Here is a 14,089-nt window from a genome sequence, read left to right on the forward strand (position 1 = left end):
AGCGTTGCCCTGAAGGGCTACAGGAACATCCCCCCATGACAAGGAAGTGAGAGATGGCGAATGCATCATCCGGAAGGAAAGGTCAGCCGGCCTCTGGTACCAAAGAGGCTGCGGGGAACACTCGGCGTCCGTGTGCAATGCGTCGCCTGCGGGCAGCCATCCTCGGTCTGGCCAGCATTGGGGGTATCGTGATGATCGCTCAGCCAGCCAATGCCGCGACGCTGTCACTGCGCGTGATCGAGACCACCGACATCCACGCCAACGTGATGGATTACGACTATTACAAGGATCGTCCCAGCGTGCGCATCGGCCTGGTGCGGGCGGCGAGCCTGATCCAGCAGGCGCGTTCCGAGGTGGTCAACAGCGTGCTGCTGGACAACGGAGATCTCATTCAGGGCAGCCCGATGGGCGATTACATGGCGGCGGAAGGTCTCGAGGAGGGTGATGTCTTCCCGGCCTACAAGGTCATGAATCAGCTGGATTACGATGTCGGCAACATCGGCAATCATGAGTTCAATTACGGGCTCGAGTATCTCGAACGGGCGCTTTCCGGCGCGCAGTTCCCCTATGTGAACGCCAATCTGCTGGACGCCACGACCGGCGAGCCGTACTTCACGCCTTATCAGATCACCCCCCATGCCTTCACCGACAGTGAGGGCAACGCTCAGACAGTGAAGGTCGGCTATATCGGCTTTGCGCCGCCGCAGGTGATGACCTGGGATCGCAAGCACCTCAAGGGCCGCCTGACGGCCGAGGACATCACCGAGAGCGCCAGGCGCTGGGTACCCGAGATGCGCCGGGCGGGCGCGGATGTGGTGATCGCCATCCCACACTCCGGCATCTCGACTGACCCTTACCGGGTGATGGCCGAGAATTCGGTGTATTACCTTTCGCAGGTGGAAGGCATCGATGGCATCGCCTTCGGGCATGCCCATGCGGTCTTCCCCAGCGAGGAATTTGCTGAGGTGCCGGGGGCCGATATCGCCAAGGGCACCCTCAATGGGGTGCCGGCGATGATGCCGGGGCATTGGGGCAGCCATGTGGGCGTGATGGATCTCGAACTGAGCAATGACTCGGGCCAGTGGCGGGTGGTAAGTGGCCAGACAGAGGCACGCCCGATTCAGGTGGGTGGCGAGGCGCAGGTGGGGGAAGATGCCGAACTGGCGGCGTTGGTCGAGCATGAGCACGGCGCCACGCGGGAGTACGTCAACCGCAGCATCGGTCGCGCCAGTGCGGCGATGAAGAGCTATCTGGCGCTGGTGCAGGACGACCCGACGATCCAGATCGTCAATCGTGCCCAGGCTGATTACGTCAAACGCTTCGTCGAAGGCGACCCGGACCTGGAAGGTTTGCCGATTCTCTCGGCAGCCGCGCCGTTCAAGGTCGGTGGCCGTCACAATGACCCGACCCAGTTCACCGAGATGGAGGCCGGCGAGCTGAGCTTCCGCAATGCCGCCGACCTCTATCTCTATCCGAATACGCTGGTGGCGCTCAAGGTTACCGGCAAGGAAGTGCGGGAATGGCTAGAGTGCAGTGCCGGGCAGTTCCATCGCATTGACCCGAATCTCGCCACGCCCCAGCCCCTGATCAACTGGGAAGGTTTCCGCAGCTACAACTTCGATGTGATCGACGGCGTCGAGTATCAGGTGGATGTCACGCAGCCGGCGCGTTATGACGGCAATTGCGCGCTGATCGACTCCGATACCCACCGTATCCAGGGGCTTGCCTACGAGGGCGAGCCGGTCAAGGACGACGATGTCTTCCTGCTCGCGACCAACAACTATCGCGCCTACGGCGAGGACTTCCCCGGCACCGGAGAGTCGCATGTCGCCTTCGCGTCACCGGACGAGAATCGCAGCATTCTGGCCCAGTACATCTCGCGACAGACGCAGCAGCAGGGCGCGGTGGACCCTGCGGCGGATCACAACTGGCGTCTGGCCGCGATCGACACGGACACCCCGCTGGACATTCGCTTCACCACCGCCCCCGGCGAGGATGCGCAGCAGTTCATCGATGCCCAGGCGGTCTATCCGATGACGCTGGTAGATCAGGACGAGATGGGCTTTGCCCGCTATCGCGTCGGGCTGGACCGGATGCGATAGCCGAGGCAGCTCATTGTTGAGCACGTAGTTATTGGCCTGGATTCAGGTGGGAAAAAACGCCAGTCAGCGATTGCTGACTGGCGTTTTTTGTCGCCAGGCGCTACCCGCCATCTGTTTTACTATCCGCTTTCACTTCAATACTCTCGAGCGCAGTCTCACTGCGGATCACCGCCAAGGCGCGTGCAAGGCGATGCTCAGCAGCACACGTTTGCCGCGCTCGATGCGGCTGACGCTGTGTTCGTGAAGGTCGGGGCGGAAGAACACCACGCGGTCCGTGAGGCAAAAAATGCTGCCATCGGTCTCGAAGACACCGCCCTGGCGGGGTTTCTTGAGCACGATATTGAGCTTGTAGTAGCTGCCGCTACCCATCGGGTCGTTATGGCGCATCACGCTGTGGCCCTCGGGGTAGGTCACCAGATTGATGGTCAGGCGGCGAAGATCGAGCAGACTACGGTTGATGACACGGGCCATTGGGCTTTCCCTTTGAAGATTGCGGCTATTGAAACGTATTTTGAGTGATTGATCAAAAAAGAGGTTGAGTGATTGCTCAAGAATACGTACGGTGGCTCCACATTCACGGCGCACAAGGCTCGGCAATCGAGATCGCCGAGGCCGTGATTGAGAATCGAGCAAGCAAGGAGGTCAGCAATGAGCCACGACAACGTGACAATGGAAGCCCTGGAAACCCGTTATGCGATGATCGAAGGTCACCGCATTGCCTACAAGGAAATGGGGGAAGGTCAGCCGCTGTTGTTGATTCACGGCATTCCGACCAACAAGCTGATGTGGCGCGATGTGATGCCGGAATTGGCCAGACATTACCGGGTCATCGCACCGGACATGCTCAACTATGGCGAGTCGGACATGCCGGTGGGTGCTGATGTTTCCATCAATGCCCAGACACGCATCTTCATCAAGCTGATGGATGCGCTGGGTGTGGCGAGTGCGGATGTCGTCTCGCATGATATCGGTGGGGGTATCGGTCAGCTGATGGCGGTCAACCACCCCGAGCGCGTTCGTCGCCAGGTGCTGATCGACAGCGTGTGCTTCGATTCCTGGCCGATTCCGGAGTTCAAGCAGCTGCTGGAGCCGGGCGTCGAGGAAGCGACCAGCGTCGAGGAATTCATCAGCACCATGCGCGGCTTCATGCCCAGTGGTGTGCATGATCCGGCGGTGGCGACCGAAGAGATGGTCGAGCGCTACGTGTCCCAGTGGAACAGCGAGCAAGGCAAGGCAGCCTTCTTCCGCAACATGCGTCGTCTCAACAAGGAGTACACCCAGGCCATCGCCGGTGAGCTCAAGAATATCGAGATCAAGACTCTGGTGCTGTGGGGCGACAAGGACAACTTCCAGAAGCCGGATTACGCCCCGATGCTCACAGATGCCATCCCGGGTGCCGAGCTGATCTGGGTGAAGGACGCCGGTCACTGGGTCACTGACGAGAAGCCCGAAGAAACCGTGCGCTATATCCTGGATTTCCTGGCGCGCTGAGAGATGGCCAGCCCCGATGCCCAAGCGGGGTGACGGGCGCCATCCCAGAGAGCAAACAAAACCGCCCGGTCATGAGACCGGGCGGTTTTTTTGTCATTGCAGAGACGCTGCCGAGCTTTCTGCCATGGCGTCATGGCGAAGAGGGGGCGAAGACATCTCACTGGTTGTCATGGCCCTGGCCCCCGTCTTGACCTTGCGCTGCATGGCGATGATGCCTCCCGCGCGCGTCGGGGTGAAGGGCTCCTCGAGTCTCACGAACCCATGGCGTTCATACAGGGCGATGGCCGGGCTGTCGGAGAAGGCCCGAAGCCGCAGGAGGGTGTCGTGGGGCTGACGCTTGCTGAGGCAATCGATCAACCAGCTCAGACAGGTGGAGCCGATACCGCGTCCCTGCCACTGGGCCACCAGCTGCAGGTCACGCAGATACACCATGTCGTTCAGCGACTTGAGGCTGATGAAGCCGATCCATTCGCCATTGAGGCGCACGGCGAAGTTCTTGTTTTCCTGCCATTTTTCCTCGAATTGCTCTGCATCCCAATGGAAACCATGACGCTTGTAGGTCGCGAGCATGTTGCCACAACTCAGCCGGTGCGCCGCTGCATTCAGGTAGCGGTTGGCAGGTGTGTCGTAGATGGGGGAAATGCTGAGATCATCCATGATCCTTCCGATTCTTTTGAGAGTTATGTCAGGGAGTAGCATCCGTCACGTTGCAATTTCTGCAGGCCGACCATCCAGTCAGTTAGTGAGTGCTAATTCAAGCGCACTATCTTCAGGTTTTCAGGACAGCCTGACAAGTGAATGCCTGTCCAGTACCAGATGCCGCTCGGGATTGCCAAAGCTGGTTCGTTATACTATAACATTGCGCTTTTCCCGCGCTGTCTGACGGCAGCGAACATGTCTTTTTGACAGGATGCGCAATGACGATGGTCCACCCTCTGAGCAGGCTCAGGCCTCCTGACGCTGAACGGCGATGGTACAAGTCGCTTTTCCGCTCTCTGACAGCTCCCGTGTCGGCTGATCCTTCCAGGTCTGCAAGGCATTCCCGGCCCGTGGCTGAGCAGATCACGTGCTGGCTGGGAATGACGCTCATGGTGCTCGGTCTTGGCATGCCTCAGGCCGTCAAGGCATCCGCTCAGTCTTCGGGCGATGAGCAGGCGACGTCGCGTCGTCTGGAGATCGTCGCGCCCTTTGACATCAAGGGAGCGGACCCGCTGCTCAGCGGTATCCTTTTCCAGCGCATGCAGGTCGTCGAGGCATTGGTCGAGGTGGATGCCACGGGAGAGCTTCAGCCGGGGTTGGCGATCGATTGGAAGGTCTCGGATGACGGCCTGGAGTGGCGCTTCACGCTGCGCTCCGGCGTGCAGTTCCATGATGGCAGCCGTCTGGATGCCGAAGTCGCGCGTCAGAGTCTCGAGATCGCCCGTGCCAAGCCGGGCATCTTGAAGTCAGTGCCAATCGAGCGGATCGTCGCCGCAGATGACCATACGCTGGTGATTGCCCTCAGCGAGCCCTTCGCCGCGTTGCCCGCCTATCTGGCCGATTATCGCCAGCAGATTCTGGCACCGGCGTCCTTCGATGAGTCAGGCACTGCCCAGCAGGTCATTGGTACCGGCCCTTATCGCATGCTGCGCATGACGCCGCCCTTGAGCCTCGAAGTCACCGCCTTCGAGGACTACTGGGGCGAGCAGCCCGAGGTGCGCCAGGCGCGCTATCAGGCGGTCAGTCGCGCCGAGGGCAGGGCATTGATCGCCGAGAGCGGAGATGCCGACTTCACCTACGGGCTGGACCCCGCCAGTCGTCAGCGTCTCTCCCAGTCGCCGCGCGTGACCCTGGCGGCGGCCGCGACGCCGCGCACGATGCTGTTGAAGGTCAACGCCAATCATCCGGCCTTCCAGGACCCTGATGTGCGGCGTGCCTTGAGCCTGGCGATCGATCGCACCGCCATCGCGCAGGTCGTGCTGCGATATCCGCGCGGGGCCAGCCAGCTGTTCCCGCCGATGGTGGAAGGCTGGCATGACCCCGCGCTGCCCGAGCTCCATCAGGATGTCTTTGAAGCGCGTGCATTGCTGGACGCCGCTGGCTGGACCGTCGGCGAGGATGGCGTTCGTCAAAAGGACGGTCAGCGCCTCGCGATCAGCCTGATCACCTTCTCGGACCGTCCGGAGCTACCGCTGGTCGCCACGGTGCTGGAGCGTCAGTTCCACGCCATCGGCATCCAGACGCGCCTCGATATCACCAATTTCTCGGCGATTCCGGCCGGTCATCATGACGGCAGCCTCGACATGGCGCTGTTCGCGCGCAATCTGGCCATGGTGCCGGACCCCATCGGCAACGTGCTGAGCGATTACGCGGGAACGCCTGAAGCCCCCGGTGGCGACTGGGGCGCGATGGGCTGGTTCGATGCGGACTTCACCGCAGAGCTTGAGCGCATGGCACGCGAGGGCTACGGCCCCACGCCCGAAGGTGAGGACCCGCGAGCGCAGGCCAGTGGCGTGATCCAGCAGGCATTACCCGTGATCCCCATCGCTTGGTACTACCAGAACCTGGCGATCTCCCATCGACTGCAACGCGCTCAGGTAGACCCCTGGGAGCGTAGTTTCGGCCTTTCAGAATTGCGGTGGGCACCATGAATCTCCCTTCACGTCTGTTGCAGCTATTGATGGTGATGCTGATGGTCGGCGGCGCCAGCTATCTGATGATGCAGAGTCTGCCCGGCGATGCCGCCTGGCGTATCGCGGCCGGTCGCTATGGCTATGACGCGCTGGATGCGGCCGCTGCGGCCTCGGTGCGCGCCGAGCTGGGCCTCGAGGCACAAGGCGGCTTGCACTTCCTCTACTGGCTGGGCGATATCCTGCGCCTGGAGCTGGGCACTTCATTGATTTCCGGGGAATCGGTGTGGGTGGAGATTCGTCATCAGCTGGGCAACTCCCTGTCACTCGCCGGCGCGGCGCTGGGCATCTCGCTGTTGATCGGCCCGCCGCTGGGGCTGCTGGCCGGTCTGCGTGCCGGTGGCTGGCTGGACCGTAGCCTGCTGGCCGTCTGCAGTCTGCTGCGTGCCACACCGCAGTTTTTGCTGGCGCTGGTGCTGATCCTGCTGACCTCCGTGGAGATGGGGCTGCTGCCGGCCGCCGGTCATGGTGAGCCGCAGCACTTCATCCTGCCGGCGATGACGCTGGCGCTCGGGCTGGCAGCGGTATCGGCACGCCTGGCACGCGATGCCATGGCTGCTATCACCCAGACGGCCTTCCATGATTTCGCACGCTGGAAGGGCCTCAGCAACGCCCAGACCTTCTGGCGTCACGGCCTGCGCCATGTGGCCTTGCCGCTGGTGACCTATCTGGGGCTGCAGTTCGTGACCCTGGTGGAAGGGGTGGTGGTGATCGAGAGCATCTTCGGCTGGCCGGGCATCGGCCATGCGCTGGTCCACGCCATCTTCTCGCGCGATGTGCCGATGGTGCAGGGCACCGCCCTGGTGCTGGGCGTCGGCTTTGTCCTGGTCAATCTGCTGGTCGATCTGCTGGGTCGCCAACTGGACCCACGGGGTGTGAAATGAATCAGGTGGTGGAAGGGGCTGCGCCGCAGCGCGTGGATGCCGTGCGTCGTCCACGTCTTGACTGGCCATTGCGCCGGGTGATCGGGGCCGCGATTGTCGCGAGCCTCGTGTTGCTGGCCTTGTTGGGCAATCTGGTGATACCGGGAGACCCGCTGGAGCAGCATCTCTATCGTGCACTGCAGGGCGCGGATGCCGTCGGTGTCTCTGACGCCGGTGAGGTGATCACCAGCGCCCCGCTGGGTTATGACCATCTCGGGCGCTCCCTGTATCACCGCCTGGTGGCGGCGCTCGGGCTGTCGCTCTCCATTGCCGCGGGGGCGGTGATTCTGGCGGCGTTTTCGGGTATCTCGCTGGGCCTGCTGGCCGCGGGACGCGGTGGCTGGGCCGAGCGCCTGTTGAGCCTGGTGGCAGATAGCCTGCTGGCATTGCCGGGGCTGCTGCTGGTGCTGATGGTCAGCGTCATCCTGCCGTCGACGCCGCTGGCATTGTGGCTGGGCCTGTCGCTGGTGCTGTGGGTGGAATTCTTCCGCCTGGCACGTGCCACCGGTCGCAGCGTGCTGGCGAGTCCCGGCGTCGAGGCCAGCCGTCTGCTGGGCTTCGGGGCCTGGTACCGTTTTCGTCATCACCTGTGGCCGGAAATGGCCCCCGTGATGATGACGGCGATGGCCTTCGGCATGGCCAACGCCCTGATGGCGATTGCCGCGCTGGGCTTCGTGCACGTCGGCATTCCAGAGCCCACGCCGGAGCTGGGCACCATGATGGTCGAGCTGTTGCCGTACTGGCGTGAAGCGCCGTTCGCGCTGCTGACGCCGGTGCTGGTCACCTTCCTGCTGTTACTGGGACTGTTGCTGATGTCCGGCAGCAAGGCCAGAACGTCAACCGCCGCTGACACCCTCGAAGGAGCGCGCCCATGAATGTCGCGACGATGACCACGCCTGCCTCTCACGCGCGGCATGGGGTAACGACGGATGATGTGGTGCTGAGCGCCGAGGACGTGAGCGTGCGGGTCCGCGGCGCGCAGACGGCACTGCTGGCGCCTGTCTCGCTTGCGCTCAAGCCGGGAGAGCCGCTGGTGGTGATCGGCGAGACAGGCTCCGGCAAGAGCCTGCTGGCTCAGGCCCTGCTGGGCACGCTGCCTCAGGAGCTTGTGGCCTCCGGCAGCCTGTGGCTCGACGGCGAGCAATATCCTCTGCACACGCCAGAGAATCGTCGCCCGCTCTGGGGTCGCCGTCTGGCAGTACTGCCCCAGGAGCCCTGGCTGGCGCTGGACCCGCTGATGAAGGTGATTCGTCAGGTCAGTGAGGCATATCGTCTGGTCGCGAGGCGTTCGGCGCAGGCCTCTCATGCGGCCGCGCGCAGTGATCTGGAGCAGCTTGGTGTCGCTGCCGCCGGCGAGCAGCTGCCGGGTAAGCTGTCCGGTGGCATGGCGCAACGTGTGGCCTTCGCGGCCGCCCGCGCCGGCGGCGCGCCGCTGTTGATCGCCGACGAGCCGACCAAGGGGCTGGACGCCGCCCGCGTCAGCGAGATCGGCGAGCTGCTGCTCAAGTCACTGGCCGAGACACCGCGTGCCGGCTTGATGGTCATCACTCATGACATGGCGCTGGCGCACCAGATCGGCGGCCGCCTGATGGTGGTACGCAAGGGCGAAGTGATCGAGCAGGGCGCGACCCGTGACGTGCTGGCCGCGCCGACACATGCCTATACCCGGCGCCTGGTGAATGCCGCGCCGCAGGCCTGGCCGGAGGCCGCCTTCAAGCCGGCAGCGGACAGTGCAAGCCGTGATGGCAAGGCGGCAGGCGAGGCCATCCTCCGTGCCGAGAGTCTGACCATCGCGCGCGGGGGCACCTCGTTGCTGCGTGACGTGGAGCTCAGCGTGAAGGGCGGTGAGATCATCGGCATTCAGGGTGCGTCAGGCTGCGGCAAGTCATCGCTGGGGGATGCGCTGCTCGGCCTGCTGGCTCCGTATTCAGGGAAAGTGGTGCGCAGCGCCGAGATGCTTGAGTTTCAGAAGCTCTATCAGGACCCCGTGGCGACCTTCCCGCCACGCCGGACACTGGGCCGCCTGCTGAAGGATCTCAGCGCACGCCATCGTCTCGATGACAGCCAGTTGCCGCAGCTGATGGCGCAACTGAGCTTGGCGCCGGAATTGCTCTCGCGTCTGCCGGGACAGGTCTCGGGTGGCGAGCTGCAGCGTTTCGCGCTGTTGCGTCTGATGCTGATCAAGCCGCGCTTCGTGTTCGCCGATGAGCCGACCTCACGCCTCGACCCGCTGGTCCAGCAGGAGGTGATCGCCTGCATGGTGAAGATGGTGCGCGAGCAGGGTACGGCGCTGGTGCTGGTCAGTCATGATGCGGCGCTGCTGCGCAAGGTCGCGGATCGCGTGCTGGTGGTGGAGGAAGGTCGCTTGAAGGCGCGTCAGCAGCTTTGATCACTCATCAGAGCCCATGGCGGCAGGGTCGCGACAGCAAGAGGACGATTCAAAAGACAGTGCTTCATACGCCAACGCCCGGCCGACACTCTGCAGGAGTCTCGGCCGGGCGTTGGCGTATCTGGTGTGTTCGTCAGGGCGAGAGGCTCACGGTGCGCAGCGCTCAGCTCCCCAGCAAGGCGGGATTGGCTTGCCAGACGGACCAGGTCAGCGCACTGGCCAGCGTCACCCATGCCAGATAGGGCAGCATCAACAGCCCGGCGAAGCGATTGATGCGCCAGAAGGTGAACATGGTGATGGCGATCAGCGTCCACAGCACCAGCACATCGATGAAGGCCGCCTGACCGAGATGCCAGGCAAAGAACAGCCAGCTCCACAGGGCATTGACGATCAGTTGCACCACGAAGAGTCCGAGCGCCAGACGATGGCGCGAGCGGAAACCGTTGCTGGCATGCAGACCGTCGCGCGCGACCCGCCAGGCGGCGAGTGCCATCATCACGAAGAGCGCCGTCCAGACTGGTCCGAAGGCGCCTGCCGGAGGTGCCCAGGCGGGCTGAGTGAGGCTTGCGTAGAAGGCCTTGGCATCTACCGAAGCCAGTGCACCGATGGCGGCAGTGAGAAAGCTCAGCCCGAACCAGATTCCCATCTGCACGGTGGCGCGCAGGGCGGTGGGGGGTGAGGACGGTGAACGCTGCAAGGTCATCGGCTGCCTCCTGCTTTCATGGGACGTGATGAAGGAAAGAACGATATACCACGCTGGGCCATGAGAAACGACCATGACTCACACGTTGTTCAGTCCGGTATCGGGGCGTCGAAGACGTCCGTGCGCCGACCGGTCAGCGTCGTGCCAACCGAGGCGGTGATCACCAGTCCAATGGCAAGCCATTGAAGTAGGCCCAGTGTCTGGCCGAGGAACAGTAGCCCGGACAGCGCCGCCACGGCCGGCTCCAGACTCATCAGGGTGCCGAAGGTATGGGTCGGCAGGCGCGGTAGAGCGATCATCTCGAGCGTATAGGGCAGGGCGGTCGAGAGCACGGCGACGGCCAAGGCCAGCGGCAATATCTCGAGTGAGAACATGGCGCTGCCCGCCTCCATCACGCCGATGGGCGCGACCACCACCGCCGCGATCGTGATGCCCAACGCGGCACTCTGAGTACCGTTGCCTGCCCCGGCCTTCTGGCCGAATAGGATGTAGAGCGCCCAGCACACGCCGGCGCCGAGGGCGAAAGCGGCTCCGACGGGGTCGATCGGCGCGGCGGTGTCCTCCCCCAGCAACAACAGCAGTACCAGTCCGATGATGGCCAGCGCGACCCAGCCCAGGTCGAGCCAACGACGCGAGCTCAACAGTGCCACGGCCAGCGGGCCGGTGAACTCGAGTGCTACGGCGATACCCAGCGGCACCGTCTTGAGGGCCTGGTAGAACAGCAGGTTCATTACGCCCAGCGCCACACCATAGAGGGTGATGGACTTCCATGCCTTGCGTGTCACTGCCTTGCGCCATGGGCGCAGAATGGCCAGCAACAGAACGGAGGCGATGATCAGACGAATCGCCGTCGCGCCAGCGGCACCGATCATCGGGAACAGGGAAGTGGCCAGCGAAGCACCGCTCTGGATCGAGCACATGGCGACCAGCAACATGGCGACAGGCCACAGACGAGAAGAGGAGGCTGCGACAGCAACGGACATGGGGGTCTCCTTGAGTGATCCAGTGGGTGATGGGCATGGTCAGTCAGCCACACATGCGGCATGATTCGTGGGCAGTGAGGTAGCAAGGGAGGAGGCGGGCCGGGCGTTATGCCCCCACTTCCTCGTCGTCGGCAAGATTGTACGGATGCGCATTATATTGCACAACGAAAATCAGAGACCTGATGTACTGGTTCACGTCGCGGCCAACGTCCGCAGCCTGCGGCTGGCGGCCGAGCTGAGCCAGCAGGCACTCGCGGATCAGGCCGAGATCAGTCGGCGGATGCTGGTGAACATCGAGAAGGGTGACGTCAATGTGAGCCTCGGCACGCTCGACAAGCTCGCCGAGGCGCTCGGGGTGCTCTTCTACGCGCTGGTGCAGCCCCCGGAAAGCGAGGATTCGGCACGTATCAATGAGGTGGCTTGGGTCGGCAAGGCACCAGAGAGCCGAGCCGTACTGCTGGCCAGCAAGCCGGCCACACAGGAAGTCGAGTTATGGAGCTGGACTCTGGCCCCCGGCGAGCGTTACGACTCCGCCCCAGATGATGCCGGCTGGCACGAGATGCTGGTGGTCACCCAGGGAGAGCTGACATTGACGCTGGAACGCGAGGACATCGTCATTCGCGCCGGCGATTTTCACGTCTATCCCAGTGACCAGGCTTATGCCTACCGCAACACCGGCACTGACATGCTGCGCTTCATTCGCAATGTGATGCATTGATTGCCCGCTGACTCATCGGTTGATGAAGACGGCGCAGAGGATTAAGGCGTGCCCCTTTATCGAGCACCTGCCGATCATACACGCTAGCGTTTTCGCGCGGCGCTGGCGTCAGTCCTGGCTTCACCCACGATCATCATCCCGGCGTTGCATTTGTCCGCATACGCCCCTGCAAGCCTTTGCAGGGGCAGGTATTTCGGCGCGTGTCGAGTTACATGTAGAGCCGTGTTCTGCCTCTAGGCCCCGGCCCGACGAGCTTTTGCAGCTGACACCTCTCGCCAAGACTGTCTCTCACCAAGACTCTTTCTCTCTAACACTTCCTTGTGGCAACGCTGATTGATGCGGCAGCACCCTGACAGATCACTGGTCTGTCATTGCTTTGGTATGTGAAATTACTGATTTTCTAATATTTGGCAGAGAGATTGCTTGGTCATGTGCAAAAGTAATCGTTTGCCACCGATTTTGGCATTGGTCGTCACGCAAGTGGTTCGCATAGCCTGTGGCTATCTGGCGGGGGCTTGGGCCGTCATGTGCAGGCCCGCCAGGTAGGGAGACTCCAATAACAAGACTCGCGTGTGAGGGACAGGAATATGCAGCAACAGAACACGAATGAATTGGTGTTTCGGGGTGGTGTGGTGGGCGCCCTGGTGCCGCTGATGGTGCTGGTGGCGGGGCTGATCTACCTCTCGGTATTCGAGCGTGCGGGCACCCAGCCTTTCTGGGCCTGCGCTTGGCTGGCGATGGGGGTCGGGCTCTTTCTGTGTCGTGATCGCTCGGCCTACTGCGAGAGCCTGCTGCGTGGCATGGGCAATCACACCGCGACCGCCATCATTGCCCTATGGCTGCTCGCCGGGGTATTCGGCAAGCTGATGATGGCAGGCGGGCTCATCGATGGCCTGCAATGGATTGGTGCCTCGATGGGCGCCACGGGTGGCGTCTTCGTGGTGCTCGCCTTCGCCATCTGCATGGTGTTCTCGCTGGGCACCGGTACCAGCGTGGGCACTGTCATTGGTCTTGGCCCCGTGCTGTATCCGGCTGGTGTGATGCTGGGCGCAGACCCGACGATGCTGGCAGTGGCGCTGCTCTCGGGTGCTGCCTTTGGTGACAATCTTTCGCCAGTCTCGGATACCACCATCGTGTCGTCCTTCACCCAAGGGGCGCAGGTCGCGGATGTCATTCGCACGCGTCTGCCGCTGGCACTGTCCGCGGCTGCCATTTGCGTGGTGATCTTCCTGGTGGCAGGTGGCAGCAAGGCGGCGCTGACCGAAGTGCCTGCGCTGGCATCAGGAAATGCGCTCGGCCTTGTCATGCTGTTGCCTCTGGCCGTGGTGGTCGGGTTGGCCCTCAAGCGCCGCCATATCATCGAGGCGATGTTCTTCGGCAATCTGGTCGCCATGCTCTGTGCTCTCGTGATCGGCGCCATCAGTCTGGGCGATATCTTTGCGCTGCCGGCACAGCGCGGTGAAAGCACCGGCTTGATCGAGAACGGCATCGCCTCGGTGACCGGCGCCGTGCTGTTCGCCCTGATGGTACTGGCACTGACGCAGGTGATTCTGGATGCTGGTCTGATGCGTCGTCTGCTCGACAAGGCCAATGACAGCTTGATCACGTCGCGTACGGGGGCCGAGACAGGCATCGTGGCGGTGACAGTCGCGGCGTCTATACCGCTGTCCGCCAATGCGCCAGCACTGTTGCTGGTCGGCCCCGGGCTGGTGCGCAAGCTGGCCGAGAAGTTCGGGATCGCGCCGGAACGCAGTGCCAACCTGATGGATTGCGCCGTCTGCACGGTCTTCTTCCTGCTGCCCTGGCATATCGCGGTGGCAGTCTGGCAGCAGGTGATCACTGCCAGTGCCACCGAGGCGGGCGTCGCGGCGCCGAGTGCCATGGCGTCCTTCTTCACCCCTTACCCCTGGGCGATGCTGGTGGTGCTGGCCATCTCCATTACCTGGCGTGCACGCAGCTCTCGCAAGCAGGGCGCAGCCGTTGGAGGCGGCAATCACGAGGCGGTGCTGGCGGCGCCGGCCAAGGAAGTGTGAGCCGTACACCGATGACATGCGCGTGATTCAGCGTCATGAGGTGCGATGATTGATGCGAACCCAACGCCCCGCGAGATT

12 protein-coding genes are annotated in these 14,089 nt (G+C 62.9%); 8 read left to right on the plus strand and 4 right to left on the minus strand.

The features are described from left to right. Positions 1 to 137: 137 nt before the first annotated feature. Positions 138 to 2,102, plus strand: coding sequence for a bifunctional 2',3'-cyclic-nucleotide 2'-phosphodiesterase/3'-nucleotidase (locus tag AC26AR_RS06845; protein ID WP_175090255.1), 1,965 nt, complete (start codon positions 138 to 140; stop codon positions 2,100 to 2,102). A 165-nt stretch (positions 2,103 to 2,267) separates the two neighbouring features. On the opposite strand, the gene AC26AR_RS06850 is transcribed toward AC26AR_RS06845, so the two are convergent. Then, on the minus strand, positions 2,268 to 2,573 hold the full coding sequence (locus AC26AR_RS06850; RefSeq protein WP_077376944.1) for a hypothetical protein: 306 nt from the start codon (positions 2,571 to 2,573) through the stop codon (positions 2,268 to 2,270). Positions 2,574 to 2,750: 177 nt separating this feature from the next. Between AC26AR_RS06850 and AC26AR_RS06855 the strand changes: the two genes are divergently transcribed. Next, positions 2,751 to 3,593: an alpha/beta fold hydrolase gene (locus AC26AR_RS06855; protein ID WP_254627159.1), complete on the plus strand. Its 843-nt coding sequence runs from the start codon at positions 2,751 to 2,753 to the stop codon at positions 3,591 to 3,593. Positions 3,594 to 3,686: 93 nt separating this feature from the next. Here AC26AR_RS06855 and AC26AR_RS06860 read toward each other — a convergent pair whose 3' ends face one another. After that, positions 3,687 to 4,250: a GNAT family N-acetyltransferase gene (locus AC26AR_RS06860; protein WP_175090254.1), complete on the minus strand. Its 564-nt coding sequence runs from the start codon at positions 4,248 to 4,250 to the stop codon at positions 3,687 to 3,689. A gap of 392 nt (positions 4,251 to 4,642) precedes the next feature. On the opposite strand from AC26AR_RS06860, the gene AC26AR_RS06865 reads away from it, so the two are divergent. Genes AC26AR_RS06865 through AC26AR_RS06880 form a run of 4 tightly spaced genes read left to right on the plus strand, consistent with a single transcriptional unit; the run spans position 4,643 to position 9,574 of the window. Continuing rightward, positions 4,643 to 6,223, plus strand: coding sequence for an ABC transporter substrate-binding protein (locus AC26AR_RS06865; RefSeq protein ID WP_488107773.1), 1,581 nt, complete (start codon positions 4,643 to 4,645; stop codon positions 6,221 to 6,223). After that, positions 6,220 to 7,146: an ABC transporter permease gene (locus AC26AR_RS06870; RefSeq protein ID WP_479399351.1), complete on the plus strand. Its 927-nt coding sequence runs from the start codon at positions 6,220 to 6,222 to the stop codon at positions 7,144 to 7,146. Before AC26AR_RS06865 ends, AC26AR_RS06870 begins: the two co-directional genes overlap by 4 nt. Continuing rightward, entirely contained in the window at positions 7,143 to 8,060 is a 918-nt protein-coding gene (locus AC26AR_RS06875; protein WP_175090251.1) for an ABC transporter permease, read from the plus strand. Before AC26AR_RS06870 ends, AC26AR_RS06875 begins: the two co-directional genes overlap by 4 nt. Beyond that, positions 8,057 to 9,574, plus strand: a complete 1,518-nt coding sequence (locus AC26AR_RS06880) for an ABC transporter ATP-binding protein (RefSeq protein WP_404625338.1) — start codon at positions 8,057 to 8,059, stop codon at positions 9,572 to 9,574. Before AC26AR_RS06875 ends, AC26AR_RS06880 begins: the two co-directional genes overlap by 4 nt. A gap of 163 nt (positions 9,575 to 9,737) precedes the next feature. On the opposite strand, the gene AC26AR_RS06885 is transcribed toward AC26AR_RS06880, so the two are convergent. Continuing rightward, entirely contained in the window at positions 9,738 to 10,277 is a 540-nt protein-coding gene (locus AC26AR_RS06885; RefSeq protein ID WP_077376912.1) for a TspO/MBR family protein, read from the minus strand. Positions 10,278 to 10,366: 89 nt separating this feature from the next. Beyond that, positions 10,367 to 11,260 carry a threonine/homoserine exporter RhtA gene (gene rhtA / locus AC26AR_RS06890; RefSeq protein WP_136937920.1) on the minus strand — a complete coding sequence of 298 codons (894 nt, stop codon included), beginning with the start codon at positions 11,258 to 11,260 and terminating at the stop codon, positions 10,367 to 10,369. Positions 11,261 to 11,405: 145 nt separating this feature from the next. Here rhtA and AC26AR_RS06895 point away from each other — a divergent pair, with 145 nt between their 5' ends. Both AC26AR_RS06895 and AC26AR_RS06900 read left to right on the plus strand, forming a co-directional pair. Continuing rightward, a complete protein-coding gene (locus AC26AR_RS06895; RefSeq protein WP_404625341.1) occupies positions 11,406 to 11,978 on the plus strand; it encodes a helix-turn-helix domain-containing protein in 573 nt (190 codons plus the stop codon). A 587-nt stretch (positions 11,979 to 12,565) separates the two neighbouring features. Further along, entirely contained in the window at positions 12,566 to 14,011 is a 1,446-nt protein-coding gene (locus AC26AR_RS06900; protein ID WP_488107774.1) for a Na+/H+ antiporter NhaC family protein, read from the plus strand. Positions 14,012 to 14,089 lie beyond the last annotated feature (78 nt).

The organism is Cobetia sp. PS-4MA (assembly GCF_057670765.1).

Bases quoted from the DNA above. Each gene is read 5' to 3' on its own strand.
- AC26AR_RS06875 (WP_175090251.1), top strand. From the start codon at position 7,143: ATGAATCAGGTGGTGGAAGGGGCTGCGCCGCAGCGCGTGGATGCCGTG.
- AC26AR_RS06860 (WP_175090254.1), bottom strand. From the start codon at position 4,250: ATGGATGATCTCAGCATTTCCCCCATCTACGACACACCTGCCAACCGC.
- AC26AR_RS06885 (WP_077376912.1), bottom strand. From the start codon at position 10,277: ATGACCTTGCAGCGTTCACCGTCCTCACCCCCCACCGCCCTGCGCGCC.
- AC26AR_RS06880 (WP_404625338.1), top strand. From the start codon at position 8,057: ATGAATGTCGCGACGATGACCACGCCTGCCTCTCACGCGCGGCATGGG.
- AC26AR_RS06895 (WP_404625341.1), top strand. From the start codon at position 11,406: ATGCGCATTATATTGCACAACGAAAATCAGAGACCTGATGTACTGGTT.
- AC26AR_RS06850 (WP_077376944.1), bottom strand. From the start codon at position 2,573: ATGGCCCGTGTCATCAACCGTAGTCTGCTCGATCTTCGCCGCCTGACC.
- AC26AR_RS06845 (WP_175090255.1), top strand. From the start codon at position 138: ATGCGTCGCCTGCGGGCAGCCATCCTCGGTCTGGCCAGCATTGGGGGT.
- AC26AR_RS06900 (WP_488107774.1), top strand. From the start codon at position 12,566: ATGCAGCAACAGAACACGAATGAATTGGTGTTTCGGGGTGGTGTGGTG.
- rhtA (WP_136937920.1), bottom strand. From the start codon at position 11,260: ATGTCCGTTGCTGTCGCAGCCTCCTCTTCTCGTCTGTGGCCTGTCGCC.
- AC26AR_RS06870 (WP_479399351.1), top strand. From the start codon at position 6,220: ATGAATCTCCCTTCACGTCTGTTGCAGCTATTGATGGTGATGCTGATG.
- AC26AR_RS06855 (WP_254627159.1), top strand. From the start codon at position 2,751: ATGAGCCACGACAACGTGACAATGGAAGCCCTGGAAACCCGTTATGCG.